The sequence below is a fragment of the Kribbella sp. NPDC054772 genome (genome assembly GCF_053611945.1).
Map to the genome: position 1 here is coordinate 43,805 of NZ_JBSHBJ010000031.1, position 26,251 is coordinate 70,055.

Below are 26,251 nucleotides of genomic sequence, written 5' to 3' on the forward strand. Positions count from 1 at the left end.
GACCCACCAGGCTAGCTACCCCGGCCAGTCGTCTCGAACGAGATCGTGCCCAGCGCCCCCGGCCACCGTCACTGCACCTTGCTCGACGACGACGCGAAGGTGTTGCACGCGCTCGGGTTCCGGGCGTCCCACCCGCGCATCGCCCAGTACTTGTGGTTGGCCGGTGCACCGTGGTCACGGCCCTTGTCGATGGTGTTGGCGATCAGCCAGCGCCACTGGAACAGCGACTGCCCGGTGATCGGGTAGGTGCGCTTGTTCGAGCCGATGAAGATGTCCGAGAAGCAGGACGCCTGCAGCTCGAGCCGCCGGCTGTCCTCCAGTTCCTTCGCGTACGTCGGCCGCTCGTACCGGATCCGCGCGTACGCCTGCAGGATCCCCATGTTGTTCTGCACGTGGTGCCCGTACTCGTGGGCGAACTGGTGCAGCATCCACATCCGCGCCCAGACCTTCTGGTAGGACTGCGAGTACCTGTTGTAGTTGCCGACGTCCTCGGTCAGGTTCATGTAGATGGTGTCGTTCGTCCCACAGAAGAACGGCGGGGCGGTGTCGTAGTGGGTCCCGCAGGGCGTCTCCACCGAGCCGCTGAAGACCAGCACGTTCGGCGCCCGGAACCGGCCACCGGCCTTGGCCACCAGCGGCGCCCACGACTTGTTCAGGCAGCCCACCAGGTTCTTGTAGTTGGCCTTGGCGCCGGCCGCGGAGCTCGGGCGGGTCTTCGACTCCTTGCAGCCCACCGGCGACATCGCACCGGCCTTGTACAGCCGGTTCTTCAGCACCAGGTCGCTGTCGGACGGCCCCGGGTTGGTCGTCGGCTTGGTGGTTGTCGTCGACCGGGTCGTGGTCGGCCGCGGCGCCTGCGTGGTCGACTGCGTCGTCGTCGGCTTGGTCGTGGGCCCGCTCGAGGACGGCCCCGTCGTCGGCTCGGTCGTCGGGCTGTACGACGAGGTCGTGGTCGGCTCGGCGTACGACGGGTCGCCGTTGTGTTTCAGCGTGTTCGACAGGATCTTCAGCCCGACCACGCCGACGACCAGCACACCGAGCAGCGTGAACACCGCGATCGCAGCGCCGCGGCCCTTCTTCTTCGGCGGCCGCTGGCCACCCTGCGGAGCGCCCCAGCCGAACTGCGGCTGACCGGGCCCACGCCCCTGCCCCTGCCCCTGGAACTGAGGTCCCTGGAATTGCTGCCCGTGGAACGGCTGCCCCTGGAACCCCTGCCCTTGGAACGGCTGGCCAGGTCCTTGGAACGGTGGCCCCTGGGGCGGTCCAGGCGGGCGGCCGGGCTGCGGCTGGCCGCCGTACCCAGGTCCTTGTTGCCACGGCTGAGGCGGCTGCTGGGAGTTGGGCGGTTGGCCGGGCGGCGGGCCCCATTGGTTGCCTGACACATCCGAGACGCTACCGGAGCCCAGGCTCAACTTATCCCTGCGGGGGAGGCCGACCAGGTGCCCGTTGGTGGCCTGACACTGCACAGACGTTAAGGTGCCCGGTGTCAACCTGACCCTCTTTCTACGGTGTGATTGGGCGATGCGTCTACGTCTCCTCGGGCTATCCCTGTGTGCCCTCGGCCTGCTCGGCCTGTCCGCTGTCCCCGCCGGCGCAGTCGCTACCAGCGCTGCCGCCGACCCGGTGGTCACCAACTACGACAGTCAGGTCCGGGTCGAGCGTGACGGCCTGCTCCGGGTGTCGGAGACCTGGAAGCTCAGCAACGTGTCCGGGACCTTCACCCGGTTCGTCGTCACGCGGGACCACCTGCCCGACGACATCGACCACGTCCAGGAGATCGGCGACTTGCAGGTCAAGGCCGGCGGCCAGGACAAGAAGGCCGAGCTGAAGACCGACGGCGATGTGACGTCGATCGGAGTGCCGGACGTCACCACCGGTACGACGGAGCTCGACTTCACGTACACCGTGAAGGGCGCGGTGGCGAAGACCCTGGACGGCACCGAGGTCCGGTTCGCGCCGCTGACCGGCATCAACCTGCCGATCCAGAGCGCGAACGTGGTCTTCAGCGCCCCCGAGGTGTCGCACGTCTCCTGTGTCGCGGGCCCGATGGACAGCAACATCCCCTGCACGCTGGCGCAGATCGGTGAGACGTCCGGACCGACGTTCCAGCAGACCAACCTGCCGCCGGGGAACACGGTGAAGATGGCGGTCGGCTTCCCGGCCGGCCAGATCGCCGCGAACTCGATCGTCGAGTACCGCCACACCTTCGCGCGCGCCTTCTCCACCGACGCGGCGCAGCTGATCACCGCGCTGGCGGTGCTGCTGCTCGGTGCGATCGCGCTGCTCGTGCTCTACCGGATGCGCGGCCGTGACCAGGTCGACCCGCGGCGCGTCGTACCGGCGTCGCTGTTCAGCCTCGGGACCGACGCGCGGATCGACTTCACCCCGCCGTCCGACCTGCGGCCCGGCGAGGTGGGCACGCTGATCGACGAGCGCATCGACCCGGTCGACGTGACCGCGACGATCATCGACCTGGCCGTCCGCGGTCACATCACGATCGTCGAGCTGGAGCGCACCACCGAGTACGCGCGCCCGGACTGGGAGCTGCGCCGGGTCTCGAACGCCCGGTCGGAGGAGCTGCAGCGCTACGAGAACGTCCTGATCCGGGCGATCTTCGGTGACGCCGACTCGGTGCTGGTCTCCGAGCTCGGCAAGCAGGTCCGCGAGAACCTCGAGCAGGTCCAGGACGCCCTGTACGACGGTGTGGTCAAGCGCGGCTGGTTCAGCGAGCGCCCGGACCGCACTCGGTCGCTCTGGGCAACGATCGGTATCGCCACCACCGCGATCGGTGTCGTCGCCACCGTCCTGCTGGCACTGCTGTCGACCTGGGGTCTGCTCGGTATCGCGATCACCCTGGTCGGTGTCGGCCTGCTGGTCGTCGGCCGATACATGCCGGCCAAGGCGCCGGCCGCTGGTCGCGTCCTCGGTCAGGTCGCCGCCATCCGCGGTGAGCTGCTGGAAATGGACGTCAGCGAGCTGCCGACCGACCAGCACGCGGAGCTCTGCTCGCGCGCCCTGCCGTACGCCGTCGTACTCGGCGGCTCGGAGCGCTGGATCGACGCACTGGTCGCCACCGACACCACGCCGGACGAGGCGGACGAGGGCTTCCCCTGGTACCGCGGTCCGTCCGGCTGGCACCTGCAGTACCTGCCGGACTCGCTCCGCAACCTCACCACGAACCTGACGGGTGCGCTGTTCGCCCGCTGAGCCGTTCGAGGGTCTGACATGACAGAGCCCGCCACGCCGCCCCGGCGTGGCGGGCTCTGTCGTTCCTGGGGGTTGTTACCAGTTGTGCTGCGGGTCGGACGGTGCCGGCAGTGGCATGCCCTCCGGGTGCAGCACGTAGACCAGTCCGCCCGAGTGCGGTACCCAGGCGTTCTCGAACGCGGTCCGGTCGTACGTCGTGCGCACCTGCTCGTCACTCGCGATCAGATGCGACGCCGGGTCGTTGACGACCACATTGCCGTCCTGGTCGAACCCGACGATCACCATCAGGTGCCCGTTGGTCCCGTACCCCGCACCGGGCAGGTCGCCCTTCTTGAACGACAGCGAGGCGATCAACGGGATCCCCGCCTTGATGAACTGCTCCGCCTCGGTCAGCGACCGCAGCCGGGTGACGAAAGCGTCCACTCCCCGCGAACCGGCGTACGCCGTGTTGAACGGCCAGTTCCCCGCTCCGTCGTAGGAGTAGTCGAAGACCGAACGGGCGGAGTGGTCCACCTGTGGGTCGGCGTCGGACGGGTCGACCCAGCCGCTCTCGGCCCGTGTCGGTCCGGCACCGTAGTAGTCCAGCACCATCGCGGTCGACGTCGCCGAGCACCAGGCCTCCCCACCACCGTCCCACTGCGGGTAGTGCCCGATATGCGTCTCCTGCGAGTACGTCGGTACGTCGAGCACGGTCCCCTCCGCGCCACCAAGGGGGCTCGCGGCAACCTTCTTGTCGGACGGCAACCGGGAGGCCATCGCCCCGACTGACCGGACCACGGGTGACTGCGTCGTACCGCTGAGCCGGTACAGCGTGACCTTGAGCTGCCAGCGGTCCAGCCACTGACCGGTCGCGGCCCGGAAGGTGTCGACGGCAACGGATCCGTTCGCATCACCCTGGCTCGGCACCGAGGTGCGGTGGATGTCGCCGGCCGTGGTGTCGTCGCCACCGGACCAGCGGCCGAGCACGTACCACTTGGTGGCCGTGCCGAGGTTCGTAGTACCGGCCATCGAGACCTCGACCCAGGTGCCCGGTGGCGTGCTCGCGTTCCAGGACGCGACCAGTTCGGTGAGGCCGAAGCCGGTGCTGACGTGTGGCGAGACCCAGCTGGTCTGGTCGTAGGTCTTCGCGGTGCCGTCGCCGAACGGATCGACGTACGACGTGGTGCCGGTCGACGTACCGAACGTGAGGGCGCCGTCCGTGACGGTCGTCCCGGACCCCTCGCCGGCCAGGAAGTCGGCGCTCGAAGTCCAGGTGCGGTAGGCGATCTCGCGCGCGGGCGCGACCTTGACAGCTTCGCTCGGCAACGCGCCGGCACTGAGCACGACCGCGCCGACAACGAGCGCGGTGACGGATCGGGCGGAGGTCATAGTTCGACGGTAATGGCCGCGACAGTCCCTGTCACTGGGGCGGCGTGGCGCGGTAAAAACTTACGAGCGCTGTTTCCATTCGTCGGCGAGCATCGCGAAGACCAGTTCGTCGGTCCACTCGCCCTTGAGGTACTCGTTCCGCACGAAATGCGCCTCCTGGCGCAGGCCGAGGCGCTTCAGCAGGTTCACCGAGCCGTCGTTGCGGTAGTCCAGCCGGGCGATGATCCGGTGCATCCCGAGCTCCTCGAACCCGAGCCGCAGCAACTCGACCGCCGCCTCCCGGGCGAACCCGCGACCGTGGAACTCCGGGTGGAACACGTACCCGATCTCGCCGGTGCGCTGCTCGACGTTGTTCATGAACAGCACGACCTCACCGACGTGCTGACCGGTGTCCCGGACGATGACCGCGGCGGTGAGCGCTTGACCGTCGCGGTCCATCGGCACGTCGGCCATCCGGCCGGCGAGCGCCTCCTGCACCTGCTCCGGCGTACGGACGTCGTACAGCAGGAAGCGGGTGACATCGGGGTTCGACTGCAGTTTCAGCAGGTCGTCGAAATCGGTCTCGACGTAGCGGCGCAGGGTCAGGCGGTCGGTCTCGATCGGCAGCGAATAGCTCACCGATCGAGACTATGCGACCGCCGCAACAGGTTTAGCCGTTGGCGAGGGCCTGCAGCCGCGACATGTCGCCGTTGAATCGGTCCTGGTCGATCGGCGACGAGCTGTACTGCCAGATGGTGTGGAACGGCCAGCCGCCCGGCAGCGTGCCCGGCGAGGAGGCGTACTTCGCGACCCACAGCGGGTTCGTGGAGTTGAAGGCGGTGCTGTTACCGGTGCAGCGCGTCCACCAGTCCAGGTTGGTGTAGATCGGTACGTCGCGGCCGGTGCGAGCCTTGTAGGTGTTGGCGAAGTCGCGGATCCAGCTGACCATCGCCGACGCGCTCAGCCCGTAGCAGGTCGCGCCGTACGGGTTGTACTCGATGTCGAGCGCACCCGGCAGCGTCTTGCCGTCCTTGGACCAGCCGCCGCCGTGCGCCAGGAAGTACGTCGCCTGGTTGGCGCCGCTGGAGTCGTTCGGGGTGGCGAAGTGGTAGGCGCCGCGGATCATGCCGACGTTGTAGGAACCGTTGTACTGCTGAGCGAAGTACGGGTTCGTGTAGTAGTTGCCCTCGGTCGCCTTCGTGTAGGCGAACCGCTTGCCCGCGCTCCACTGCGCGGCCCAGTTGACGTTGCCCTGGTGACTCGACACGTCGATACCTTCAACAGTTGCCGCCGGCGCCATCACGGCCGGCGTTGCCGCGGCAGTTGCTGCCGTGGTCTTGTTCTGCGTCCAGCCCATGTAGGCGTCGCCGGCGCGGTCGATGCCGTGCTGCCGGGCCTGGGTGGTGGGCTGGTGCGGGGTGCTTGCTTGGGCGGAGCCGACCGAGGCCAGGAGCAGGCCAAGGGTGACGGCGGCACCCGTGAAAAGGGCGGACTTCACGGTTTCCTCCAGAGCGATGAGGGGCGGACAGAGCGCTCGGAGTTGATTCTTACCCGGCCCGGGAAAGAATCAACCATTTCGTCTGTGATGCAGGTGAACAATTACCGAACCAGTCTGGCCGCCGCGATGAACGTGTTGCAGGACGCCGGACTCCGGCTCTTGAATGCGGGCGTGGTCCACAGCGGAAGGACTTCGCGGCTGCCGTGGTCCGGCTGCGTGCCGTACTCGTCACCCTGGTGGGAATGCAGGTAGTCCAGCTGGTACTTCATGTCGCCGGTGATCCGGAAGCTGGACTTGTTCGCGCCGAGGAAGACGTTGCCGAAACAGCTTGCCTGGAGCTCTTTGCGGCGACTGATCTCCAGCGCCTTGGTCTGCGACGACTCGTACTGCAGGTTCAGCTGGGCGGTCAGGATGCCGGTCATGTACTGGACGTGGTGGCCGAATTCGTGGGCGACGGTGTCCGCCATCGTCATCCGCTTCCAGTGGTTCTGGTACGAGACGTTGCTGTTCTGCCGCCAGAACTGGACGTCGGTACCGGCGTCCATGTAGATCGTGCGGTTCGTCGAGCAGTAGAACGAGATTCCGCCACCGCCACCACCCCCGCACGGACTCTCGGCGTACCCGGTGAACACGAGGAGCGTCGGCGCCGTGAACCGGCCGCCGGCCGCGGTCACCTGGCGTGGCCAGGCGCGCAGCAGGCAGGTGAGCACGCCGGCGTAGTACTTGCGGGCGTTGGGGAGGCTGGTCGGCCGGGAGGCCGGCTCGCGGCAGTTCACCGTCTTCATCACGCCGGTCTTGTAGATCCGGTTCTTCGTGACGATGGTGTTGTCCGACGGCTGCGGTGCCGTGGTCTGGGTCGGCTTCGGCTGGGTGGTGGTCCGAGTGGGGACCGGCTTCGGCTGTGTCGTCCGCGTTGCGGGCACTGTCGGTACCGTCGGCGCTGTCGTCGACGTCCCGGGGGTCGGCGCCGCGGAGGTCGTGTACGTCGGCTCGGGTTGCGTGTACTGGTCGTCGCGGTTGTGCTTGAGGATCGTGCTGACGGTCAGGAGCCCGACGACGGCCAGGCCCAGCAGCGCGATCGGAATCACGATGTACGGGGCCTTGCTCTTCTTCCTGGGCGGTGGGAAGCCGTTCGAACCGAACCCGAAACCCGGGCCCTGCGGAGGGCGCGGCGGCGGACCCCAGTACTGCTGCTGTCCACCGGGTGGCGGTCCGTACTGCGGCGGCGGTCCCTGCGGCGGCGGTCCCTGCGGCGGCGGTCCCTGAGGAGGTGGTCCTTGCTGCTGCCCGGGGGGCGGCCCGTACGGTCCCTGGTACGACAAGAGTCCTCCTTTGCCTGGTGCCCGACATCTTGTCAAGAGGGCGTGTCACTTCCCGGTACCCTTGGTCGGTGACACTTCGCTTGTACGACACCGCGACAGCAGTAGTGAGGGATTTCGAACCGGTCCATCCGGGCAAGGTCGGGATCTACCACTGTGGGCTGACGGTGCAGGGTGCCCCGCATGTCGGGCACATCTACAAGGAAGTGGTCTTCGACGTCCTGCGCCGCTGGCTGGAGCGCTCCGGCTACGAGGTCACCGTGATCGCGAACGTGACCGACATCGAGGACAAGATCCTCGCCAAGTCCGCCGAGCGCGGCGTCCCGTGGTGGGCCCACGCCTACGAGTTCGAGCGCGAACTGCACTGGGCGTACGACGTGCTCGGCTGCCGCCCGCCGACGTACGAGCCGCGGGCCACCGGGCACATCCCGGAGATGCTCGAGATGATCGAGCAGCTGATCGAGCGCGGCCATGCGTACGTCGCTCCGGACGGCTCGGGTGACGTCTACTTCGACGTCCGCTCCTGGCCGGAGTACGGCGCCCTCTCGCACCAGAAGATCGACGACATGGAGGCCGCCGAGGACGCGGACCCGCGCGGCAAGCGCGACCCCCGCGACTTCGCCCTCTGGAAGGGGTACGTCGAGGGCACCCCGCGGACCGCCTCGTGGCCGACCCCGTGGGGCCGCGGCCGCCCGGGCTGGCACCTGGAGTGCTCGGCGATGGCGGGCAAGTACCTCGGCGACGAGTTCGACATCCACGGCGGCGGTCTGGACCTGCGGTTCCCGCACCACGAGAACGAGCTGGCCCAGTCGACCGCGGTCGGGCAGAAGTTCGCCCGGTTCTGGATGCACAACGCGCTGGTCACCACGGCCGGCGAGAAGATGTCGAAGTCGATGGGCAACAGCGCCGTCGTCCGGAACGTCGTCGAGCGGGTCCGTCCGATCGAGCTGCGGTACTACCTGGTGCAGTCGCACTACCGCTCGGTGGTCGAGTTCTCCTTCGAGGCGCTCGACGAGGCCGCGAAGAGCTTCCAGCGGCTCGAAGGGTTCGTGGACAGGGCCACCGAGGTGACCGGTGGGGTCGAGCCGGCGGCGGAGCTGCCGTCGGACTTCGTCACCGCGATGAACGACGACCTCGGGACGCCGGCCGCGGTCGCCGTTCTGCACAACACCGTCCGGGACGGGAACAAGCTGGTCGCCGACGGCGACTCCGCGGACCTGCGGGAGGTGCTCGCCTCGGTGCGTGGCATGCTCGGCGTGCTGGGCCTGGACCCGCTGACCGAGCCGTGGGTGTCGCGGGCCGGCGGCAGCGACGAGCTGACCGAGGTGGTCGACGGGCTGGTGAAGGCGCTGCTGGAGCAGCGGCAGGCCGCTCGGGAACGCAAGGACTACGCCGCCGCGGACGCCGTCCGCGACCGGCTGAAGGCGCTCGGCGTCGTCGTCGAGGACACCCCCCAGGGACCACGCTGGTCCCTCGCCACAACAACTGACGAAGGAAACTGACGTGCCAGGCAGCAGCCAGCGCAAGGGAGCCATCCGGAAGAAGCCGAAGGGCAACCCGACGGCCGGATCCGGTGGGCGGGTCCGCCGCGGACTGGAGGGCAAGGGCCCGACGCCGAAGGCGGTCGACCGGGTCAAGCACCCGGCGCACAAACGGGCCAAGGCGGCCGAACGCGCCAAGGAGCGGGAGCAGCGCGGCCGGCGCCCGGCGGGGCGCAGGGACGGCGACGCGACGGTCGAGTGGGTCTACGGGCGCAACCCGGTGGTCGAGGCGCTGCGCGCCGGCGTACCGGCCGCGGCCCTGCACGTTGCCGAGGGCACCGAGCGGGACGCCCGGCTGCGCGAAGCCCTGCTCGTCGCCGTCGAGACCGGTGTCTCGGTGCTCGAGGTGCCGCGGACGGAGCTCGACCGGGTCACCGCCGGCGGTTCGCACCAGGGCGTCGCGCTGCAGATCCCGCCGTACGAGTACGCGCACCCGGACGACCTGCTGGACCGGGCGCACGACGCGGGCGAGGTGCCGTTGATCGTGGCGCTGGACGGCGTCACGGACCCGCGCAACCTCGGTGCGATCACCCGCTCCGCGGCCGCCTTCGGCGCGCACGGAGTGGTTGTCCCGGAGCGTCGTACGGCGTCGATGTCGGCGTCGGCGTGGAAGACCTCGGCCGGTGCCGCGGCCCGGATCCCGGTCGCTCGGGCAGGCAACCTGAACCGCGCGCTGAAGTCCTACAAGGACGCCGGGCTGCTGGTGATCGGCCTGGACATGAACGGCGCCGTCGAGCTGCCCGATTTCGAGGCCGCGACCGAGCCGATCGTCTTGGTGATCGGCTCCGAGGGTAAGGGCCTGGCCCGCCTGGTCCGGGAGAACTGCGACCTGATCGTCTCCATCCCGATGACCAGCGCCACCGAGTCCCTGAACGCCGGCATCGCCGCCGGCGTGACGCTGTACGAGATCTCGCGCCGCCGGGGCTAGAAGACGAGTGTGGGGCCGGGGAGAGCTTCCCCGGCCCCACAGTCATGTCTGGATCAGTAGACGCTCACGCCGTAGCGGGAGAGCGCTTCGGTGACGGGCTGGAAGTAGGTGGTGCCGCCGGAGCTGCAGTTGCCGGAGCCGCCGGAGGTCAGTCCGAGCGCGACCGAACCGGCGAACAGCGCGCCGCCGGAGTCGCCGCCCTCGGCGCAGACGTTGGTGCGGATCAGGCCGGTGACGGTGCCTTCGGCGTAGTTCACCGTGGCGTTCGTCGCGGTGACCGAGCCGCTGTGCACACCGGTGGTGCTACCGCTGCGCTTGACCGCCTGACCAACAGTCGCGTTGCCGGCGGACGTGATGTCCTGCGTGCTGCCGTTGTACAGGTCCACCGTGCCGGGGTGGTTCGTGTACGACGTGCTGTACTTCACGATCGCGTAGTCGTTCCCGGGGAAGCTCGACCCGTAGGTCGTCCCGAGCAGCGTGGTCTTGCTGGAGTTGGAGTACCAGCTGGAGGCGATGTTGCCGCAGTGACCGGCGGTCAGGAAGTAGTAGGTGCTGCCGCTGCGCACGTTGAAGCCCAGCGAGCAGCGGTACTGCCCGCCGTAGATGGCGTCGCCGCCGGCGATGTACTTCGTCAGCTTGCCGGAGATCTTCTCCAGCGTGACCCGGTCACCGAACTGCTTGGTGACGCCGGTCAGCTTCGACAGCTTGGTGCCGCTGACGGTGTCGTCGTACGAGACGATGATCCGGCCGTCGGGATTGGTCTGCCACGCCGTACCGGGGATCGTCGCGTCCTTGCTGAGCGTGGACGTGATCGCGGTCGCGGACAGGGTGGACGGGTTGACCGGTGCGGCCGAGGCCTGCGTCGCCAGAAGTCCGGCGGTGGCAAGCCCGGCCGCGGCCAGGACAGCAGTGGTACGGCGGAAAGATGACAGGTTCACGGTTTCAGCCTCCTCACGAATCAGGACGCCAACGGGGCGGGACGTCCTTGACTTCAACCGTGAGCAGTCCTACCCACTCTTCTCCCTGAGTATTCAGGCAAACTCGGAGAGTGTCGGAGAGTAGGGGAAACCTCCGTCGCGAGAACCCTTAGTAGATGTAGACCCCGTACGCGTTCAGTGCCTCCACGACCGGCTGGAAGTAGGTCACGCCGCCCGACGTGCAGTCGCCGGAACCACCAGAGGTCAGTCCGAAGGCGTACTGCCGGTAGAACAGCGGACCACCCGAGTCGCCCGGCTCCGCGCACACGCTGGTCCGGATCAGGCCCGCCACGCGGCCGTCGCCGTAGTTCACGACCGCGTTCAGACCCGTCACCCGACCGCTGTGCAGACCGCTGGTGGCGCCGGAGCGGTACACCAACTGGCCGATACCCGGGTTCCTCGCGACGGTGATGTCCTGCGAGCGCCCGTTGTAGAGGTAGACGCTGCCGCCCGGCGGCTTCATCTTGATGTCGGTGCGGTAGACGACCAGCGAGTAGTCGTTCCACGGGTAGCTCGCGTGGTGCACCGCGCCGGTGTAGACCCGGTGGTTCGGGTCCTGGTACCAGCGGGCCGCGTCGACGCCGCAGTGACCGGCGGTCAGGAAGTAGTACTTACCGCGCCGCTGCACGTTGAAGCCGACCGAGCACTTGTAGTCGCCGCCGTACGTCGCCATTCCGCCGCTGATGTATTTCTGCAGCTTGCCGGGCAGCTTCTCCAGCTTCACGTTCGAGCCGAGCTGCTTCGTCAGACCGGTCAGCTTGGTCAGCTTCGTACCGGTGACGGTCGGGTCGTACGACACCACGACGGTGCCGTCCGGCTTGGTCATCCACGCCGTACCGGCGGTGTGGATCTGGTCGTTCAGTGTCTCGGTGATCGCTCGGGCGGACAGCCGGGGCGGCTTCACCGGATCCGCACTGGCCGGTACGGCGGCGGCCAGTGCGAGACCGGCGGCCGCCACCAGGGCCGCGGTTCTGCGGAGAGATTTCATGGTCATCAGCCTTCCGGGGCGTACGGCTCTGATGCGCTGTGTGGCAGCAAGAGGACGGGCACCCACCCTAATTGGCCGTGCGGTTCAGTCGAGGCGTAGGGAGTGCAGCACGAACGACGCCAGTTCGCGGTACGCCTCGGCGTCGTTCAGCCCGGTCCGGCGGGCGATGTCGCCGCGCTGGATGGCCTGCATGGTGTGCGCGATCATCTCGGCCGCGAACGCGATGTCGACCTGCCGGAACGTCTTGTGGTTGATGCCGTCCTCGATCAGCTGCCGGACCCGCTCGGCCGCGATCCGGGTGTTCCGCTCGTACACCGACCGGGCCGGCGCGAACGTGGCCACGTCGTCGAGGAAGGTCCGGCTGGCCGGCCGCAGCGCGTCCGCGACCGCACCCAGGTACGCCGCGATCCGGCGGTCGTGCCGGGTCTGCCGGCCGACCGCGGATTCCACCTGCGCGGTGGCATTCTTGAAGTAGTGCTTGACCACCTCGACGGCGAGCTGTTCCTTGCTCGGCGCCAGTGCGTACAGCGTCGTCTTGCTGCAGCGCAGCTCGGCGGCCAGGTCATCCAGGGTGAACCGGCTGAAGCCCTGCTCGAGGAACAGCGAGAGGAGTCGGTCGAGCAGCTCGGACTGCCGGCGGGTCCGCCGCCCCGGAACGACTGTTGTCATATCGAGACAGCATAGAACGATACTCAGCTATGTGCTTCAGTATCGTTCCGAGTATCATTTTGGGCAGTTGCGAGAGGGGGGTTCCAGATGGCTGTCGACCGACTCCTGCCCACTGAAGAATCCGTTGATCTGCTCGCCCTGGTCCGTGACCTGTGCGAGCACGAGCTCGCTCCGCACGCCGCGCGCGCCGAGGAGAGCGAGACCTTTCCCCGGGACGCGTTCCGCACCCTCGGGAAGGCCGGCCTGCTCGGCCTGCCCTACCCGGAGCAGTACGGCGGCGCCGAGCAGCCGTACGAGGTGTACCTGCAGATGCTCGAGGAGATCGCGTCCGCCTGGATGTCGGTCGGGGTCGGGCTCTCGGTGCACACGATGACCAGCTACGGCCTGGCCACGTTCGGTAGCGACGAGCAGAAGGCGCGGCTGCTGCCGGAGATGGTCGGCGGGGAGTGGCTGGGCGCCTACGCGCTGTCCGAGCCGCAGGCCGGGTCCGACATCAGCTCGATGACCACGAAGGCCGTCCGGGACGGCGACGATTACGTCCTGAACGGGACGAAGGCGTGGATCAGCCACGGCTCGCACGCCGACTTCTACACGACCTTCGCCCGGACTTCGGACGACCGCAAGCACGGCATCACCGCGTTCCATGTGCCGGCCGGGGTGGCCGGGCTGAGCTTCGGGGCGCCGGAGCGGAAGATGGGCCTGACCGGTTCGACGACCACACTGGTGAACTACGACGACGTCCGGGTCCCGGCCGCGAACCTGATCGGCGCCGAGGGGGACGGCATGCGGATCGCGCTGTCCGCGCTCGACTCCGGCCGGCTCGGGATCGCCGCGTGTGCGACCGGCCTGGCGCAGGCGGCGCTCGACCTCGCGACGGCGTACGCGAAGGAGCGGCAGCAGTTCGGGCACGCGATCGCGGACTTCCAGGGTATGCAGTTCCTGCTTGCCGACATGTCCGCCGCGGTCGAGTCCGGGCGGGCGACGTACCTGCATGCGGCCCGGCGGCGGGATCTCGGCCGGACGTTCACCCGCGAGGCGGCAATCGCGAAGCTGGTCTGCACGGACGCGGCGATGAAGGTCACCACCGACGCGGTCCAGGTGCTCGGTGGGTACGGTTACACCCGGGAGTTCCCGGCCGAGCGGTACATGCGCGAGGCCAAGGTGACCCAGATCTTCGAAGGAACGAACCAGATCCAGCGGCTCGTCATCAGCCGCGACCTACTCAGGAGCGCTTCATGATCCTCAGCCCGTCCGATGTCGCCCTGGTGACCGGTGGTGGTTCCGGGCTCGGAGAGGCGACGGTACGGCGGCTTGCCGCGGACGGGCTCGCGGTCGTGATCGTGGACCTGCCCTCGTCACCGGGCAAGGCGGTCGCCGACGAGCTGGGCGACCGGGTGGTGTTCGCGCCGGGCGACGTCACGGACGAGGCCGCGGTGACTGCTGCGCTGGATGCCGCGGCGGAGCTCGGCACGCTGCGGGTGGTGGTGAACTGCGCCGGCGTCGCGACCCCGGGCCGGGTCGTCGGTCGTAAGGGCCCGTTGCCGCTGGCAACGTTCCGGCAGGTGATCGAGGTCAATCTGATCGGGACCTTCAACGTGCTCCGGCTCGCCGCCGAGCGGATGATCGCCGCGGAGCCCACCGCGGACGGTGATCGTGGCGTCGTGCTGATGACCGCGTCGATCGCGGCGTACGACGGTCAGATCGGGCAGGCGGCGTACGCGTCCAGCAAGGGCGGGATCGTCGCCCTCACGCTGACCGCCGCGCGCGACCTGGCCGACAAGGGCATCCGCGTCGTGACGATCGCGCCGGGCACGATGGAGACGCCGATGCTGGCCGGTCTGCCGGAGGAGACCCGGACGGTGCTCGAGCAGCAGGTCCCGCACCCGTCCCGGCTCGGCAAGCCGTCGGAGTACGCCGCCCTCGTCCGGCACGTCCTGGACAACCAGCTCCTGAACGGCGAGGTCATCCGCCTCGACGGCGCCCTCCGGATGCCGCCACGCTGATGCGGGTTCCCGCCGTTCTGCTGCGTGCGGGTTCGCCGTTCGTTCAGCTGTGGTGGCGGATCCGCAGGCCGACCACGTTCGGCGTCAAGGCCCTGCTGCGGCAGGCGGACGGCCGCTTCCTGGTCGTCCGCCACTCGTACGCCGACACCCGCCGCTGGGGCTTACCCGGTGGCGGCTACAAGCCCGACCGCGAGACCCCCGCCGAAGCGGCTGCGCGGGAGATCCACGAGGAGCTCGGGATCGTCGTACCGGCGGATGACTTCACCGTGCTCGACACCACCGTCACGACGTTCGAGGGCAAGCACGACACGTTGACGACGCTCACCGCGACCGTCGCCGGTGACGAGCTCCGCCGCTCGCCGGAGATCGCCGAGGCCCGCTGGATCAGCAGCCTCGACGACCTGGGCGATGCCCCGATTTCCCGCTGGCTCGTCAGGGCGCTGGACTGAACTTCAGCCACCGCACACCGTGCGCCGGCACGTCCCCATCGATGGGGTCACCCCACAGGTTCTGCGCGGAACCCTGCGCTGCAAGGGATTCCAGCGGAACGGACACCTCGCGTGGTGTCGACCCGGTCCAGAAGATCGCGGCGTACGAGCAGTCCTGTCCTCTCGCGGTCCACACGATCAGCTCGCCGTCGTCGAGCGGCTCGCGGATCACCTCACGGCCGTCGAAGGACATCGTCAGGAGCTCGGCGAGCGCTGGATTCGCCAACAGGGCAAGGGTTTCCGGGGACGAGGTGGGGAGATCGCCACCCATCATCAGCGGCGAGCGACCCATCACCCACAGCGTGAGCAACGTCTTCTGCTCGTCGACAGTGAGTCGACTCGGGCGGTCGTCGCCGCGTTCGGCGCGGATGCCGATGTGGCCGAGCGGGAGCATGTCCGCGTCCGCCCAGGCGCCGGCCTGCTGGAACGGCGCCCACCGCGCCAGCCGGGCGAACTGCGCGTGCACGTCCTCCCACCGGTCCCACAGGTCGTCGGAGATCCGCCACATCCGCGCGTTGGCCCGCAGATGGTCGACGTGATGCGTCGACAACTGCGTGCCGGGCGACAGCGACAGCACGATGTCCCGCCCGCTCCGCTCGATCGCCCGCGCGTACGCCGCGATCTCACGCTCGTGGTACGGCGCCAGCATGTCGTCCGCCTTCACGAAATCCACCCCCCACGCGGCGAACTGCGCGACCTGCGCGTCGTAGTACGCCTGCGCGCCGGGGTGGTCGTGGTTCAGCCCGAAGTTGTCCGGGTTCCACGTGCAGACGTGCTCCCGGTCCGCGACCTCGCTCGCCGTCCACGACGTGCCGTGGATCGGCAGGTCGAGCTCGACCGCCCGCCGCGGGATGCCGCGCATGATGTGCAGCCCGAACTTCAGCCCTAGCTCGTGCACCTTGGCGGCCAACGGCCCGAACCCCGCACCGTCGACGGCCGACGGGAACCGGTTGGGCGCGGGCAGCTGCCGCCCGTAGTCGTCGAGCACCACCGGCGCGTTGTCGTCGTACCCGTGCGAGCGGGCGGTCGGGTCGTACCACGCGATGTCCACGACGATCGTGTCCCAGCCGGCGCCGAGCAACTGGTCGTGCATGACCTGCGCGTTCGCGAGTACTTCGGCCTCGGCGACCGTCGTACCGAAGCAGTCCCAGCTGTTCCACCCCATCGGCGGGGTCTGCGCGCTCACCATTCCGCGAACGAGCCGTCGTCGTGGCGGAAGACGGGGGAGCGCCAGCGGTGCGGGTCCGCTGCGGCCGCGCGGACCACGTCCTCATTGACCTCGATCCCCAGCCCGGGTCCGGTCGGGCGCTGCACGTGCCCGTCGGTGAAGGCGAACACCTCCGGGTCGACCAAGTAGTCGAGCAGGGCGTTGCCGCCGCCGTACTCGATGCCGAGGCTTTGTTCCTGAATCAGGAAGTTCGGGATGGCGAAGTCGATCTGCAGACTCGCGGCCAGCGTGATCGGTCCGAGCGGGCAGTGCGGGGCGACGCTGACGTCGTACGTCTCGGCCATCGCGGCGATCCGCCGTACCTCGGAGATGCCGCCGGCGTGGGAGATGTCGGGCTGCGCGACGGCGATGCCCGTGGTCAGGACGTCGCGGAAGTCCCAGCGGGAGAAGAGCCGTTCACCGGTGGCGATCGGGATGCTGGTCGACTCGGTGATCCGCCGCAGGTCGCGGGAGAACTCGGGGAGTACGGGCTCCTCGATGAACATCGGCAGCAGCGGCTCGAGCAGCGGCAGGATCTGGCGAGTGGCCGCCGTACTGAACCGGCCGTGCAGATCGAGGGCGATGTCGATGCCATCACCGAGGGCGGAGCGCAGCGCCTCGACCCGGCTCACCGCCGCCCGCAGCTGAGCGGCCGACGGGATCGGCGGCAGCGCCTCGGACAGGTTGAGCTTGAGGGCGGTGAACCCCTTCGCCACCTTGGCCTGAGCCTGGTCGACGAGCTCCGCGTTGTCGCGTCCGTGCACCCAGGTGTACATCCGGGCCCGCTCACGCACCGGGCCGCCGAGCAACTCGTGCACCGGAACCTCGTGGTACCGCCCCTTGATGTCCCACAGCGCCTGGTCGATCCCGGCCACCGCACTCGACAGCACCGGACCGCCGCGGTAGAAGCCACCCTTCGCCATCACCTGCCAGTGCTCCTCGATCCGCAGCGGATCCGCGCCGACCAGGTACTCCATCAGGGCCGCGACGGCGCCCTGCACGGCCTCAGCACGTCCCTCGACGATCGGCTCACCCCACCCGCTGATCCCCTCGTCGGTGTCGATCCGCAGGAACTGCCACCGCGGCGCAACCAGGAACGTCTCGTACCCAACGATCTTCACAAAGCCTCATTCGGTTGGCGGTCTACGCGTGTAACCCTACTCAGCGCAACGGGGTCGAGGTGAGCAGAACTGCCTTGTGGACAACGCCTTCGCGCGGCCGGAACACCCGTACCTTCTCTGCCGACAATCAACACAGAGGCGGTGTCAGACAAATATGTACTATTTTGGAGTCATGGCTGAAGTTCCGATTCGGACGTTGAACCAGGAAACGGCCCGGGTGCTGGCCCGGGTCAAACAGGGCGAAGAGATCGACATCACCGAACGCGGCGTGGTCGTCGCCCGCCTCGTCCCGGCGAAGCCGTCGCCGTTGGCGCGCCTGATCGCGTCAGGCAGCTTCAGGCCGGCGTTGTACACAAACCCGATACCCCGGCCGAAGGGTGAGCTGCGCACGGACAACGAGGCCGGGGAGCTCCTCGAGCGGATGCGGGACGAGGAACGGTACTGATGATCTACCTGGACACGGCGGCGCTGGTGAAGCTTGTCCGGCTGGAGGTGGCATCGAACGAGCTCGCGGACTGGCTCGATGCGCAGGAGGATCGACTGCTGGTCTCATCCGCGCTTGCAGAGGTGGAGCTGCCACGAGCGCTTCGACGGAACGAGCCTGCCTTGGTGACCAGCGCACCCGTCGTGTTGTCGCGGATCGGCATCTGTGACGTCGACTCGACAGTGCGTTCGACCGCCGCCGGATACGACGATCCCTTGATCCGCGCGCTCGACGCTATTCATCTGGCAACAGCGGAGGTGGTCATCGGCGACGATCTGACCGCGTTCGTCACCTACGACCGCCGGCTCCTGGCCGCTGCCAAGGCGATAGGTCTGCCTGCGGCCAGTCCGGGAGCGTCCTGATCAGCGGGGCAGCGACGGGATGGGTTTGACGGCGTCGAAGAGGTCGGCGCCTTGGGTTTGGTGATGCGGGCCGGTCTGGATGAGGTTGAGGCCCGGCGGGCGGTAGTGAACGGAGCAGGTGGTGTAAGAGACGTGGACGGGCCACGACTGTTTGGCGGTGCGGAGGTGGACGACGTACTCACGAGGTGCCGGGTCCTGGCAGCCGGCTGGCCGCGGGCCTGGGCCTGAGTGTGGCTCGGGTGGACTGAGAAGTTCGCCGGCCAGTTCGGCAACCTGGTCCGACGGGACGCTCGAGCCGGCGATCAGCGTGCCGTTCCAGTACTCGCAGATCGAGGCCGCGGTGACCTGCGCCGTTGGCTCGCGGTCCGGTCCAGCGGCCGGTTGCCGGAAGCTGCAGCCGTAGTAGTCGGTGTCCGTTCGACGATGTCCAAGCGCCAGGAATCAAACGGTACGACGGTGGCTGGACCGAGGAGACGCGACTCATCGGCGGCGTGAATCTGAGCGTGCGGACCTGGGACGACGCGCTCCGCCGTACCATCCTCGACTCGGCGCGACCGACGGCGCCCCGTTGGGTGACCCACTCGTCGAAGTCGGGTGTCTGCATCCGGCGCCTCCCACCCTGTTCACGCCGGTGCGGCCCCGAACGTTGCAAGGGTCAGTCGGGCTCGGGGACGCCGGGGGTCGGGAGGGCGAGCTTCTCGTCGGGTTTTGCGGAGAGTACGTCGTTCACGTACGAGCGGGCCGCTTCCATGGTGTCGACCTCGTGGCCGGCCTGTTCGGAGAGGAACCAGCGGTGCTCGAGGACCTCGTGGAAGACCTCGGCGGGCTCGAGCTTGCGGCGCAGGTTCCGGGGGACGGACCGGACGACGGGCTCGAAGACGTCGGTCAGCCACTGGTGGGCGACGATCTCCTCGTCCTCGTTCTGCTGGTCGGTGGCGGCGGCGAACGAGTCCAGGTCGTTCAGCAACCGGCGCGCCTGGTTCTCCTCGACGTCCAGGCCGGTGAGCCGCAGCAGCCGCCGCGAGTGGTGGCCGGCGTCGACGACCTTCGGCTGGATCCGGACCTGGCTGCCGTCCCAGTCGGTGATGATGTCGATCTCGGCGACGTCGAAGCCGAGCTCGTTCAGGCGCCGGATCCGCGAGTCCAGCCGGTGCATCTCGTCGTTGGCGAACTCCTCCGGCGCGGTCAGCTCGGCCCACAGCGCCTCGTACCGCTTCTGGATCGACTCGACGGTCTCCTGCGGGTCGATCGACTCGTCGAGCAGACCGCCCTCCTGCAGGTCGAGCAGTTCGCCGAACAGGTTGATCTCCGCGGCGTAGAGGTCGTGCGCCCGCTGGCCGTCGGAGATGTCCTGGTGCAGCTCACCGGTCTCGGCATCCACCAGGTACGCCGCGAACGCGCCCGCATCGCGCCGGAACAAGGTGTTGGACAGTGAACAGTCGCCCCAGAAGAAGCCGAGCAGGTGCAGCCGGACGATCAGCGCGACGAGCGCGTCGATCAGCCGGTTCACCGTGTCCGGCCGCAGCGTGCTGGAGAACAGTGCGCGGTACGGCAGGGAGAACTGCAGATGCCGGGTGATCAGGATCGAGTCGATCGGCTCGCCGTTGCGGTCCACCCGGTCGGTGATCACACCGACCGGTTCGACCGAGGGGGCCTCCAGGCGTTCGAGGTCGCGGAGCAGGCGGTACTCGTGCATCGCGAGATGTTCGAGGACCTCCTTGATCGCGTACACGCTGCCGTTGACCCGGACGAAGCGGACCACGTGCCGCGAGATACCGCGCGGCAGCGCGACCAGCTGGTCCTCGGGCCAGTCCTCCAGCGGGACGTCCCACGGAAGCGACAGCAGACCGGTGTCCGGGCGGGTAGCGACAAATCGGGGCACGGACACCAGTCTGTCAGCAAGCTGACCTCGCAGGGAGCCGATCCGCCCCGCGAAACGGCGTACGCAAGCTCTTGCAAATTCTTGCGTTGAAAGGCGTAGGGTTTGCGTCATGACACGACGACTTGCAGAGGTGGCCAAGAAGGTCGGCGTCAGTGAAGCGACCGTGAGCCGCGTCCTGAACGGGAAGCCCGGCGTGTCCGAGGCGACCCGGGAAGCCGTCCTGACCGCCCTCGACGTGCTCGGGTACGAGCGGCCCACGCAGCTTCGAGGCGATCGCGCGCGACTCGTCGGCCTGGTGCTGCCGGAGTTGCAGAACCCGATCTTTCCCGCGTTCGCCGAGGTGGTCGGCGGCGCGCTCGCGCAGCAAGGGTTCACGTCGTTGCTCTGCACCCGGACGGTCGGCGGCGTGTCCGAGGCCGATTACGTCGACCTGCTGCTCCAGCAGCAGGTGTCCGGCGTGGTGTTCGCCGGCGGTTTCTACGCCCAGGCGGACGCGCCGCACCAGCACTACGAACTGATCCAGGAGCGGAAGCTGCCGACCGTGCTGGTGAACGCGGCGGTCGACCACCTCGGCTTCCCGCAGGTCTCGTCGGACGATCACGTCGCCGCGGAGATGGCGATCGGGCACCTGCGGGCGCTCGGTCACCGCCGGATCGGGATGGTGCTCGGCCCACGCGACCACATCCCCTCGCGCCGCAAACTGGACGCCTACCTGGCCGCGGAGGAGGCGGATCCGGAGCTCGTCGAGCACACGATGTTCTCCCTCGAGGGCGGGCACGCGGCCGCCACCCGGCTGGTCGGCCGCGGCGTCACCGGCATCGTCTGCGCCAGCGACATCCTTGCCCTCGGCGCCATCCGCGCGGTCCGCCGGGCCGGTCTGAGCGTCCCCGACGAGGTCTCGGTGATCGGGTACGACGACTCCGCGATGATGAACTGCACCGACCCGCCGCTGACCACCGTGCGGCAGCCGATCGACGCGATGGGTCGGGCCGCCGTCGACATGCTGATCGCGCTGATCGAGCGCGCCGTCCTCCCCGCCGACGAGCTGCTTTTCGAGCCGGAACTCGTCGTACGCGCCTCCACCGCGCGGGCTCGCAGCTAAGCCTCCGGGCAGCTCCCAGCAGCCGCTGACCTCTCAGGTCGGCGGCTGCTGTCGTCTGCCTTCTGGCGCCCAATCTCCAGAGAAAGTCACGTTTTTGCAATCCCCAATTGAAGTATTGCGTCCATGCGTCGAGTTCCCTACGGTGTCCCCACGATCTGAGGGAGAGGGTGGAAATGAGGACAACGCGCCGCGGGCTCAGCCTGCTGCTGGTCGCGGGACTCGGGCTGGTGGCCGCGTCCTGTGGGTCGGACGACGCGAAGAAGTCGTCCGCCGGGGGCTCGGCCGACGGGCCGGTGACGATCACGGTCGGCTGCGAGCCGCCGAAGAGCAACCCGAAGGAACGCGAGGCCTGGGAGGCGGACGTCGCCGCGTTCCAGAAGCTGCATCCGAACATCACGGTCCAGGGCAAGGACGCCTTCCCCTGCATCAACCCGGACACGTTCCAGGCGAAGCTCGCCGGCGGGACGCAGGAGGACGTCTTCTACGTCTACTACACCGACGTGCAGAAGATCATCGCGAAGAAGCAGGCCGCCGACATCAGCCAGTACGTCGGCAGCGTGAAGCCGCTGAACGACCTGCGCAAGGACGTGATGAGCGTCTTCAAGGACGCCGACAAGACCTACGGCCTGCCGCGGAACAACTACAACATGGGCCTGGTCTACAACCGGAAGCTGTTCACCCAGGCCGGTCTGGACCCGGCGAACCCGCCGAAGACCTGGGAAGAGGTCCGCGCGGCCGCGAAGAAGATCGCCGCGCTCGGCCCGGCGTACGTCGGGTTCGGTGAGTACTCGGCCGGGAACACCGGCGGCTGGCACTTCGCCGCGGAGCTGTACGCGCGGGGCGGGTCGATGGTCGGCGACGACGGGAAGACCGCCGCGTTCAACAGCGACGAGGGCAAGGCGGTGCTGGAGAACCTGCAGAAGATGCGCTGGGAGGACAACTCCATGGGCAGCAAGCAGCTGCTCCAGTGGGAGGACCTGATGCGCATGATGGGTGGCGGCAAGCTCGGCATGATGATCGGTGCGCCGGACGTCGTGCAGTCGGTGAACAACGACTTCAAGGGCAAGTTCGACGACTACGGCGTGACCGCCGTACCGGAGTCCGAGGGGAAGTCGTCGCTGAGTGGTGGTGACGGGTACATGTTCAACCCGAAGGCTTCGCCGGAGAAGATCAAGGCCGGTCTGCAGTGGCTCGAGTTCCACGAGCTGACACCGGGGCAGGGACAGTTCAACTACGAGCGGTCCAAGCAGCAGGGCCGTCCGGTCGGGTTGCCGATCCCGGACCTGTACGGGACGAGTGCCCCCGGCAACGAGATCAACGCGCTCCGGAAGCAGTACGCGACGGTTCCGGTGGACAACTTCACGCCGTACGTCAGCGCGCAGGGCGACATCACCAACAAGCTCGAGCCCCCGAAGGCACAGGAGCTGTACGCCGTCCTCGACGTCGCGATGTCCGCGGTCCTCACCCGCCAGAACGCCGACATCAACAAACTCCTGAGCGACGCCGAGTCGAAGGCCAACAAGATCCTCGCGAAGAACACCTGATGGTCGAGGACACCACAACAAACACCCGCCGCCCCCGCTCCGCGGGGACGGCGGGTGCGGGGCGGCGGTCGGTGGTGGTGATTGGCTCTGACGAACACCCCACCCCCGACACCACGGGTGCGCTGCGAAGGGCCGTGGGGCGAAATCTCACGGCGTACGGGTTCTTGTGTGGGGCTTTGGTCTGTTTCGCCTTGTTCTCCTGGTATCCGATGGTTCGCGAGGTGGTGCTGAGTTTTCAGCAGAACAACTTCGTGGATCCGGGCCAGTGGGTCGGGTTCGACAACTTCCGCACGGTGATCGCGGACCCGGCGTTCCGCGCGGCGTGGTTGAACACGGCGGCGTTCAGCGGGCTCGCGCTGGTGATCGGGTACGCCGTCCCGTTCGTCCTCGCCGTCGTACTCAACGAACTGAAGCACGCGAAGGCCTACCTGCGCTTCGTCGTGTACCTCCCGGTGATGCTGCCGCCCGCAGTCGCCGTACTCCTGTTCAAGTGGTTCTACGACCCAGGAGCCGGCCTCTTCAACCAGGCGCTCGACGCGGTCCACCTCCCGCCGCTCAGCTGGCTCGACTCCACGAGTACGGCGCTGATCAGCCTGGTGATCGTGTCGACCTGGATGAACCTCGGCACCGGCACCCTCATCTACCTGGCAGCGCTGCAGAGCATCCCCGGCGACCTCTACGAGTCGGCCGAGCTCGACGGGGCAGGCCTGTTCCGGAGGGTCTGGCATGTGACGATCCCGCAGACCAAGCTGATCCTGCTGGTGATGCTGCTCCTGCAGGTCGTCGCGACCATGCAGGTCTTCATCGAGCCGTACCTGCTCACCGGCGGCGGCCCCGAGAACGCGACCGTCACGGTCGCCTACCTGATGTACCAGTACGCGTTCAACTTCGGCGACTTCGGCGGCGGCTCCGCGCTCGGTCTGATGCTGATGATCGTGCTGCTGGTCTTCTCCACCATCTACCTACGCGTCTCGCGAGAGGAGGACGCCCGATGAGGACCCTCGTGTCCCCGCTCGCCCTCCGGACCCCGCACGGCCGGATCATCTACTGGACGATCCTGGCCGTGACGGTGATCGGCTTCACCGGCGCGTTCGTGTTCCCGCTGTACTGGATGGTGACCGGCGCGCTGAAGTCACCCGACGAGCTCGCGCAGATCCCGCCGAGCTTTTTCCCGAAGCACTTCGACGTCAGCGTCTACAAGGACGCGTGGGATCAGCTCCAACTCGGCGTCTTCCTGAAGAACACGGTCCTGTACGCCGGTGGCGCGTGGCTGTTCACGCTCGCGGTCGACGTCACCGCGGCGTACGCGCTGTCGAAGCTGCGCCCGATGTTCGGGAAGCTCGTGCTCGGGGCGATGCTGGCGACGTTGATGATCCCGCCGATGGTGCTGCTGCTGCCGACGTACCTGGTAGCGAAGGATCTGCCGATCTTCCATCTGGATCTGCTGAACACCCCGTGGGCGATCTGGTTGCCGGCGGCAGCGAACGGCTTCTTCGTGTTCCTGCTGAAGCGATTCTTCGACTCGATCCCGAAGGAGCTGCTGGAGGCCGCCGAGATCGACGGCGCGTCGCCGCTGCGAATCCTCTGGTCGATCGTGCTGCCGGTGTCCCGGCCGATCATCGGCGTGGTGTCGATCCTGTCGGTGGTGACGGTGTGGAAGGACTTCGTCTGGCCGCTACTGGTGCTGCCGGAAACCGAGAAGATGTCGATCAGCGTCGGCATCGCGTCACTGTCCGCACAGATGCCGCAGAACGTCCTGATCGCGTCGCTGGTGATCGCCAGCCTTCCCACAATCCTCGTGTTCTTCGTGTTCCAGAGAAGCATCATGGCGGGCCTCACCGCCGGAAGTCTGAAAGGTTAAGGAGATTGATGGCCGGCGAATGGTGGCGGGGAGCTGCGATTTATCAGGTCTATCTGCGGAGTTTTGCCGACGGCAACGACGACGGTGTCGGCGACCTCGCGGGGTTGCGCGCGAAGTTGCCGTACCTGGCGGATCTCGGCATCGACGCGATCTGGCTGAACCCGTGGTACCCGTCCCCGATGGCCGACGGCGGGTACGACGTCGCGGACTACCGCGCGATCGACCCGGCGTTCGGCACCCTCGCGGAGGCCGAGGCGTACATCGCGGAGGCGCACGCACTCGGCATCCGCACGATCATCGACATCGTGCCGAATCATGGGTCCGACCAACAGGACTGGTTCGTCCAGGCGCTGCAGGCCGGCCCGGGCTCACCCGAGCGCGCACGGTTCCTGTTCCGCCCGGGCCGCGGTGACGGTCCGCCCAACGACTGGCAGTCGATCTTCAACGGTCCCGCGTGGACCCAGGTCCCGGACGGCGAGTGGTACCTGCACCTGTTCGCTCCCGAGCAGCCGGACTTCAACTGGCGCAATCCCGAGGTGGTCGAGGAGTTCCACGACATCCTCCGGTTCTGGCTCGACCGTGGCGTCGACGGGATCCGGATCGACAGTGCCGCCGTACTGTTCAAGGACCTGGACAGCGTCGAGGAGTCGTACACCGACCACGACGAGGTGCACGAGGTGTACCGCGGCTGGCGGCAGGTCTCGGACGCGTACGACGACCGGTTCTTCGTCGGCGAGATGTGGATGCCGGACCAGGAACGGTTCGCGCTCTACCTGCGGCCCGACGAGATGCAGACCGCGTTCAACTTCGACTTCCTGTCCCGCCCCTGGGAGGCCGCGGAGCTCCGGGCGTCGATCGATCTCACGCTGTCGACCCACGTCCCGATCGGCGCGCCGCCGACCTGGGTGCTGTCGAACCATGACGTGACCCGCCCCGTGACGAAGTACGGCCGGCCGGACACGTCCTTCTCGCACCAGGACCGGAAGCACGGCATGCGGACCGATCTGGTGCTCGGCGAACGCCGGGCCCGCGCCGCGGCGCTGCTCGCGATGGCGCTGCCGGGCGGTCTGTACGTCTACCAGGGTGAGGAACTCGGCCTTCCCGAGGTCGAGGACCTGCCGGACGACGTACTGCAGGACCCGATCTTCGCCCGCTCGGGAGGTACCGATCGCGGCCGAGATGGTTGCCGAGTGCCCCTACCGTGGTCCGGCAAGGAGCCGCCGTTCGGCTTCGGCAGCGGTACGCCGTGGCTCCCGCAACCGCGCGACTGGAAGAACCTCACCGTCGAGTCCCAGCACGACGACCAGAACTCGATGCTCACGCTCTACCGCACCGGCCTCCGCCTGCGCCGCGGTCTCCTCGGCGACGGCACGCTCACCTGGCGCGACGCGCCCGCCGACGTCCTCGTCTTCGAACGCGAGAACCTCACCTGCATCACCAACCTGAGCGCCGCCCCAGTCGACCTCCCGCCCCACGAGGAGGTCCTCCTCACCAGCATCCCCCTCGACAACGGCCGCCTTCCGAGCGATGCGACCGCTTGGATCCGCTGACCTCGAACAGCAGCAGAGGTGGCGGGGGGAGGCAGAAATTTTGGGGGGGAGGGGAGGCTGGGGGGGGAGGGGGGGGGGGGCGGGGGGGTGATCCGGGTGGGGGGGGCGGCGGTCGGGGTGTGGGCCGCACTCCCCCTCCTCGGCCTGACCGGCTGCGCGGCATCGGACGGTGC

At 68.2% G+C, this 26,251-nt stretch carries 24 protein-coding genes; 13 read left to right on the forward strand and 11 right to left on the reverse strand.

Annotated elements, in window-relative coordinates:
• Nucleotides 1–68: 68 nt before the first annotated feature.
• Nucleotides 69–1,382, reverse strand: coding sequence for a neutral zinc metallopeptidase (locus ACWGID_RS33190; RefSeq protein ID WP_452203275.1), 1,314 nt, complete (start codon nt 1,380–1,382; stop codon nt 69–71).
• Nucleotides 1,383–1,521: 139 nt separating this feature from the next.
• Here ACWGID_RS33190 and ACWGID_RS33195 point away from each other — a divergent pair, with 139 nt between their 5' ends.
• Nucleotides 1,522–3,207 (forward strand): DUF2207 domain-containing protein, encoded by a 1,686-nt coding sequence (locus ACWGID_RS33195; protein WP_452203276.1) that lies wholly within the window; start codon nt 1,522–1,524, stop codon nt 3,205–3,207.
• Between the two features lie 75 nt (nt 3,208–3,282).
• Here ACWGID_RS33195 and ACWGID_RS33200 read toward each other — a convergent pair whose 3' ends face one another.
• The 4 genes from ACWGID_RS33200 to ACWGID_RS33215 all read right to left on the reverse strand — a co-directional run bounded on the left by ACWGID_RS33200 (nt 3,283) and on the right by ACWGID_RS33215 (nt 7,374).
• Nucleotides 3,283–4,575 carry a peptidase C39 family protein gene (locus ACWGID_RS33200; protein WP_452203277.1) on the reverse strand — a complete coding sequence of 431 codons (1,293 nt, stop codon included), beginning with the start codon at nt 4,573–4,575 and terminating at the stop codon, nt 3,283–3,285.
• 60 nt (nt 4,576–4,635) lie between these two features.
• On the reverse strand, nt 4,636–5,193 hold the full coding sequence (locus ACWGID_RS33205; RefSeq protein ID WP_452203278.1) for a GNAT family N-acetyltransferase: 558 nt from the start codon (nt 5,191–5,193) through the stop codon (nt 4,636–4,638).
• A 31-nt stretch (nt 5,194–5,224) separates the two neighbouring features.
• Nucleotides 5,225–6,052 (reverse strand): lysozyme, encoded by an 828-nt coding sequence (locus tag ACWGID_RS33210; RefSeq protein ID WP_452203279.1) that lies wholly within the window; start codon nt 6,050–6,052, stop codon nt 5,225–5,227.
• Between the two features lie 101 nt (nt 6,053–6,153).
• Nucleotides 6,154–7,374 carry a neutral zinc metallopeptidase gene (locus tag ACWGID_RS33215; RefSeq protein WP_452203280.1) on the reverse strand — a complete coding sequence of 407 codons (1,221 nt, stop codon included), beginning with the start codon at nt 7,372–7,374 and terminating at the stop codon, nt 6,154–6,156.
• A 68-nt stretch (nt 7,375–7,442) separates the two neighbouring features.
• On the opposite strand from ACWGID_RS33215, the gene cysS reads away from it, so the two are divergent.
• Together cysS and rlmB are read left to right on the forward strand one after the other, a co-directional pair.
• Complete coding sequence (gene cysS, locus ACWGID_RS33220) at nt 7,443–8,873, forward strand: cysteine--tRNA ligase (RefSeq protein ID WP_452203281.1); 1,431 nt, start codon at nt 7,443–7,445, stop codon at nt 8,871–8,873.
• A 1-nt stretch (nt 8,874) separates the two neighbouring features.
• Nucleotides 8,875–9,840: a 23S rRNA (guanosine(2251)-2'-O)-methyltransferase RlmB gene (rlmB, locus tag ACWGID_RS33225; protein WP_452203282.1), complete on the forward strand. Its 966-nt coding sequence runs from the start codon at nt 8,875–8,877 to the stop codon at nt 9,838–9,840.
• A 53-nt stretch (nt 9,841–9,893) separates the two neighbouring features.
• On the opposite strand, the gene ACWGID_RS33230 is transcribed toward rlmB, so the two are convergent.
• The 3 genes from ACWGID_RS33230 to ACWGID_RS33240 all read right to left on the reverse strand — a co-directional run bounded on the left by ACWGID_RS33230 (nt 9,894) and on the right by ACWGID_RS33240 (nt 12,474).
• Nucleotides 9,894–10,778 carry a S1 family peptidase gene (locus ACWGID_RS33230; protein ID WP_452203283.1) on the reverse strand — a complete coding sequence of 295 codons (885 nt, stop codon included), beginning with the start codon at nt 10,776–10,778 and terminating at the stop codon, nt 9,894–9,896.
• Between the two features lie 148 nt (nt 10,779–10,926).
• Nucleotides 10,927–11,805, reverse strand: coding sequence for a S1 family peptidase (locus tag ACWGID_RS33235; RefSeq protein WP_452203284.1), 879 nt, complete (start codon nt 11,803–11,805; stop codon nt 10,927–10,929).
• Nucleotides 11,806–11,889: 84 nt separating this feature from the next.
• Complete coding sequence (locus ACWGID_RS33240; protein ID WP_452203285.1) at nt 11,890–12,474, reverse strand: TetR/AcrR family transcriptional regulator; 585 nt, start codon at nt 12,472–12,474, stop codon at nt 11,890–11,892.
• A gap of 87 nt (nt 12,475–12,561) precedes the next feature.
• Between ACWGID_RS33240 and ACWGID_RS33245 the strand changes: the two genes are divergently transcribed.
• From ACWGID_RS33245 to ACWGID_RS33255, 3 genes are read left to right on the forward strand one after another with little or no spacing between them, the layout of a single operon-like run.
• Entirely contained in the window at nt 12,562–13,713 is a 1,152-nt protein-coding gene (locus tag ACWGID_RS33245; RefSeq protein ID WP_452203286.1) for an acyl-CoA dehydrogenase family protein, read from the forward strand.
• Entirely contained in the window at nt 13,710–14,477 is a 768-nt protein-coding gene (locus ACWGID_RS33250; RefSeq protein ID WP_452203287.1) for an SDR family NAD(P)-dependent oxidoreductase, read from the forward strand. The genes ACWGID_RS33245 and ACWGID_RS33250 overlap by 4 nt, the downstream gene beginning before the upstream one ends.
• A complete protein-coding gene (locus tag ACWGID_RS33255; RefSeq protein WP_452203288.1) occupies nt 14,477–14,926 on the forward strand; it encodes an NUDIX domain-containing protein in 450 nt (149 codons plus the stop codon). The genes ACWGID_RS33250 and ACWGID_RS33255 overlap by 1 nt, the downstream gene beginning before the upstream one ends.
• Here ACWGID_RS33255 and ACWGID_RS33260 read toward each other — a convergent pair.
• Both ACWGID_RS33260 and dgoD read right to left on the reverse strand, forming a co-directional pair.
• The gene (locus tag ACWGID_RS33260; RefSeq protein ID WP_452203289.1) at nt 14,910–16,130 is read right to left on the reverse strand and encodes a glycoside hydrolase family 27 protein; all 1,221 of its coding nucleotides are present in this window, start codon (nt 16,128–16,130) and stop codon (nt 14,910–14,912) included. The two genes, ACWGID_RS33255 and ACWGID_RS33260, sit on opposite strands and share 17 nt — an antisense overlap.
• A gap of 17 nt (nt 16,131–16,147) precedes the next feature.
• Nucleotides 16,148–17,293 (reverse strand): galactonate dehydratase, encoded by a 1,146-nt coding sequence (dgoD, locus tag ACWGID_RS33265; RefSeq protein WP_452203290.1) that lies wholly within the window; start codon nt 17,291–17,293, stop codon nt 16,148–16,150.
• A 172-nt stretch (nt 17,294–17,465) separates the two neighbouring features.
• On the opposite strand from dgoD, the gene ACWGID_RS33270 reads away from it, so the two are divergent.
• Nucleotides 17,466–17,738 carry a type II toxin-antitoxin system Phd/YefM family antitoxin gene (locus ACWGID_RS33270; protein WP_452203291.1) on the forward strand — a complete coding sequence of 91 codons (273 nt, stop codon included), beginning with the start codon at nt 17,466–17,468 and terminating at the stop codon, nt 17,736–17,738.
• A complete protein-coding gene (locus tag ACWGID_RS33275) occupies nt 17,738–18,139 on the forward strand; it encodes a type II toxin-antitoxin system VapC family toxin (protein ID WP_452203292.1) in 402 nt (133 codons plus the stop codon). Before ACWGID_RS33270 ends, ACWGID_RS33275 begins: the two co-directional genes overlap by 1 nt.
• 655 nt (nt 18,140–18,794) lie before the next feature.
• Here the strand turns inward: ACWGID_RS33275 and ACWGID_RS33280 are convergent.
• Nucleotides 18,795–20,021: a DUF4032 domain-containing protein gene (locus tag ACWGID_RS33280; RefSeq protein WP_452203293.1), complete on the reverse strand. Its 1,227-nt coding sequence runs from the start codon at nt 20,019–20,021 to the stop codon at nt 18,795–18,797.
• Nucleotides 20,022–20,130: 109 nt separating this feature from the next.
• On the opposite strand from ACWGID_RS33280, the gene ACWGID_RS33285 reads away from it, so the two are divergent.
• From ACWGID_RS33285 to ACWGID_RS33305, 5 genes are all read left to right on the forward strand, one after another.
• On the forward strand, nt 20,131–21,123 hold the full coding sequence (locus ACWGID_RS33285) for a LacI family DNA-binding transcriptional regulator (protein WP_452203294.1): 993 nt from the start codon (nt 20,131–20,133) through the stop codon (nt 21,121–21,123).
• 173 nt (nt 21,124–21,296) lie between these two features.
• A complete protein-coding gene (locus ACWGID_RS33290) occupies nt 21,297–22,667 on the forward strand; it encodes an ABC transporter substrate-binding protein (protein ID WP_452203295.1) in 1,371 nt (456 codons plus the stop codon).
• A gap of 209 nt (nt 22,668–22,876) precedes the next feature.
• Nucleotides 22,877–23,662 carry a carbohydrate ABC transporter permease gene (locus tag ACWGID_RS33295; RefSeq protein WP_452203296.1) on the forward strand — a complete coding sequence of 262 codons (786 nt, stop codon included), beginning with the start codon at nt 22,877–22,879 and terminating at the stop codon, nt 23,660–23,662.
• Nucleotides 23,659–24,528, forward strand: coding sequence for a carbohydrate ABC transporter permease (locus tag ACWGID_RS33300; protein ID WP_452203297.1), 870 nt, complete (start codon nt 23,659–23,661; stop codon nt 24,526–24,528). The genes ACWGID_RS33295 and ACWGID_RS33300 overlap by 4 nt, the downstream gene beginning before the upstream one ends.
• Nucleotides 24,529–24,536: 8 nt before the next feature.
• A complete protein-coding gene (locus ACWGID_RS33305) occupies nt 24,537–26,078 on the forward strand; it encodes a glycoside hydrolase family 13 protein (protein WP_452203298.1) in 1,542 nt (513 codons plus the stop codon).
• Nucleotides 26,079–26,251: the final 173 nt, after the last annotated feature.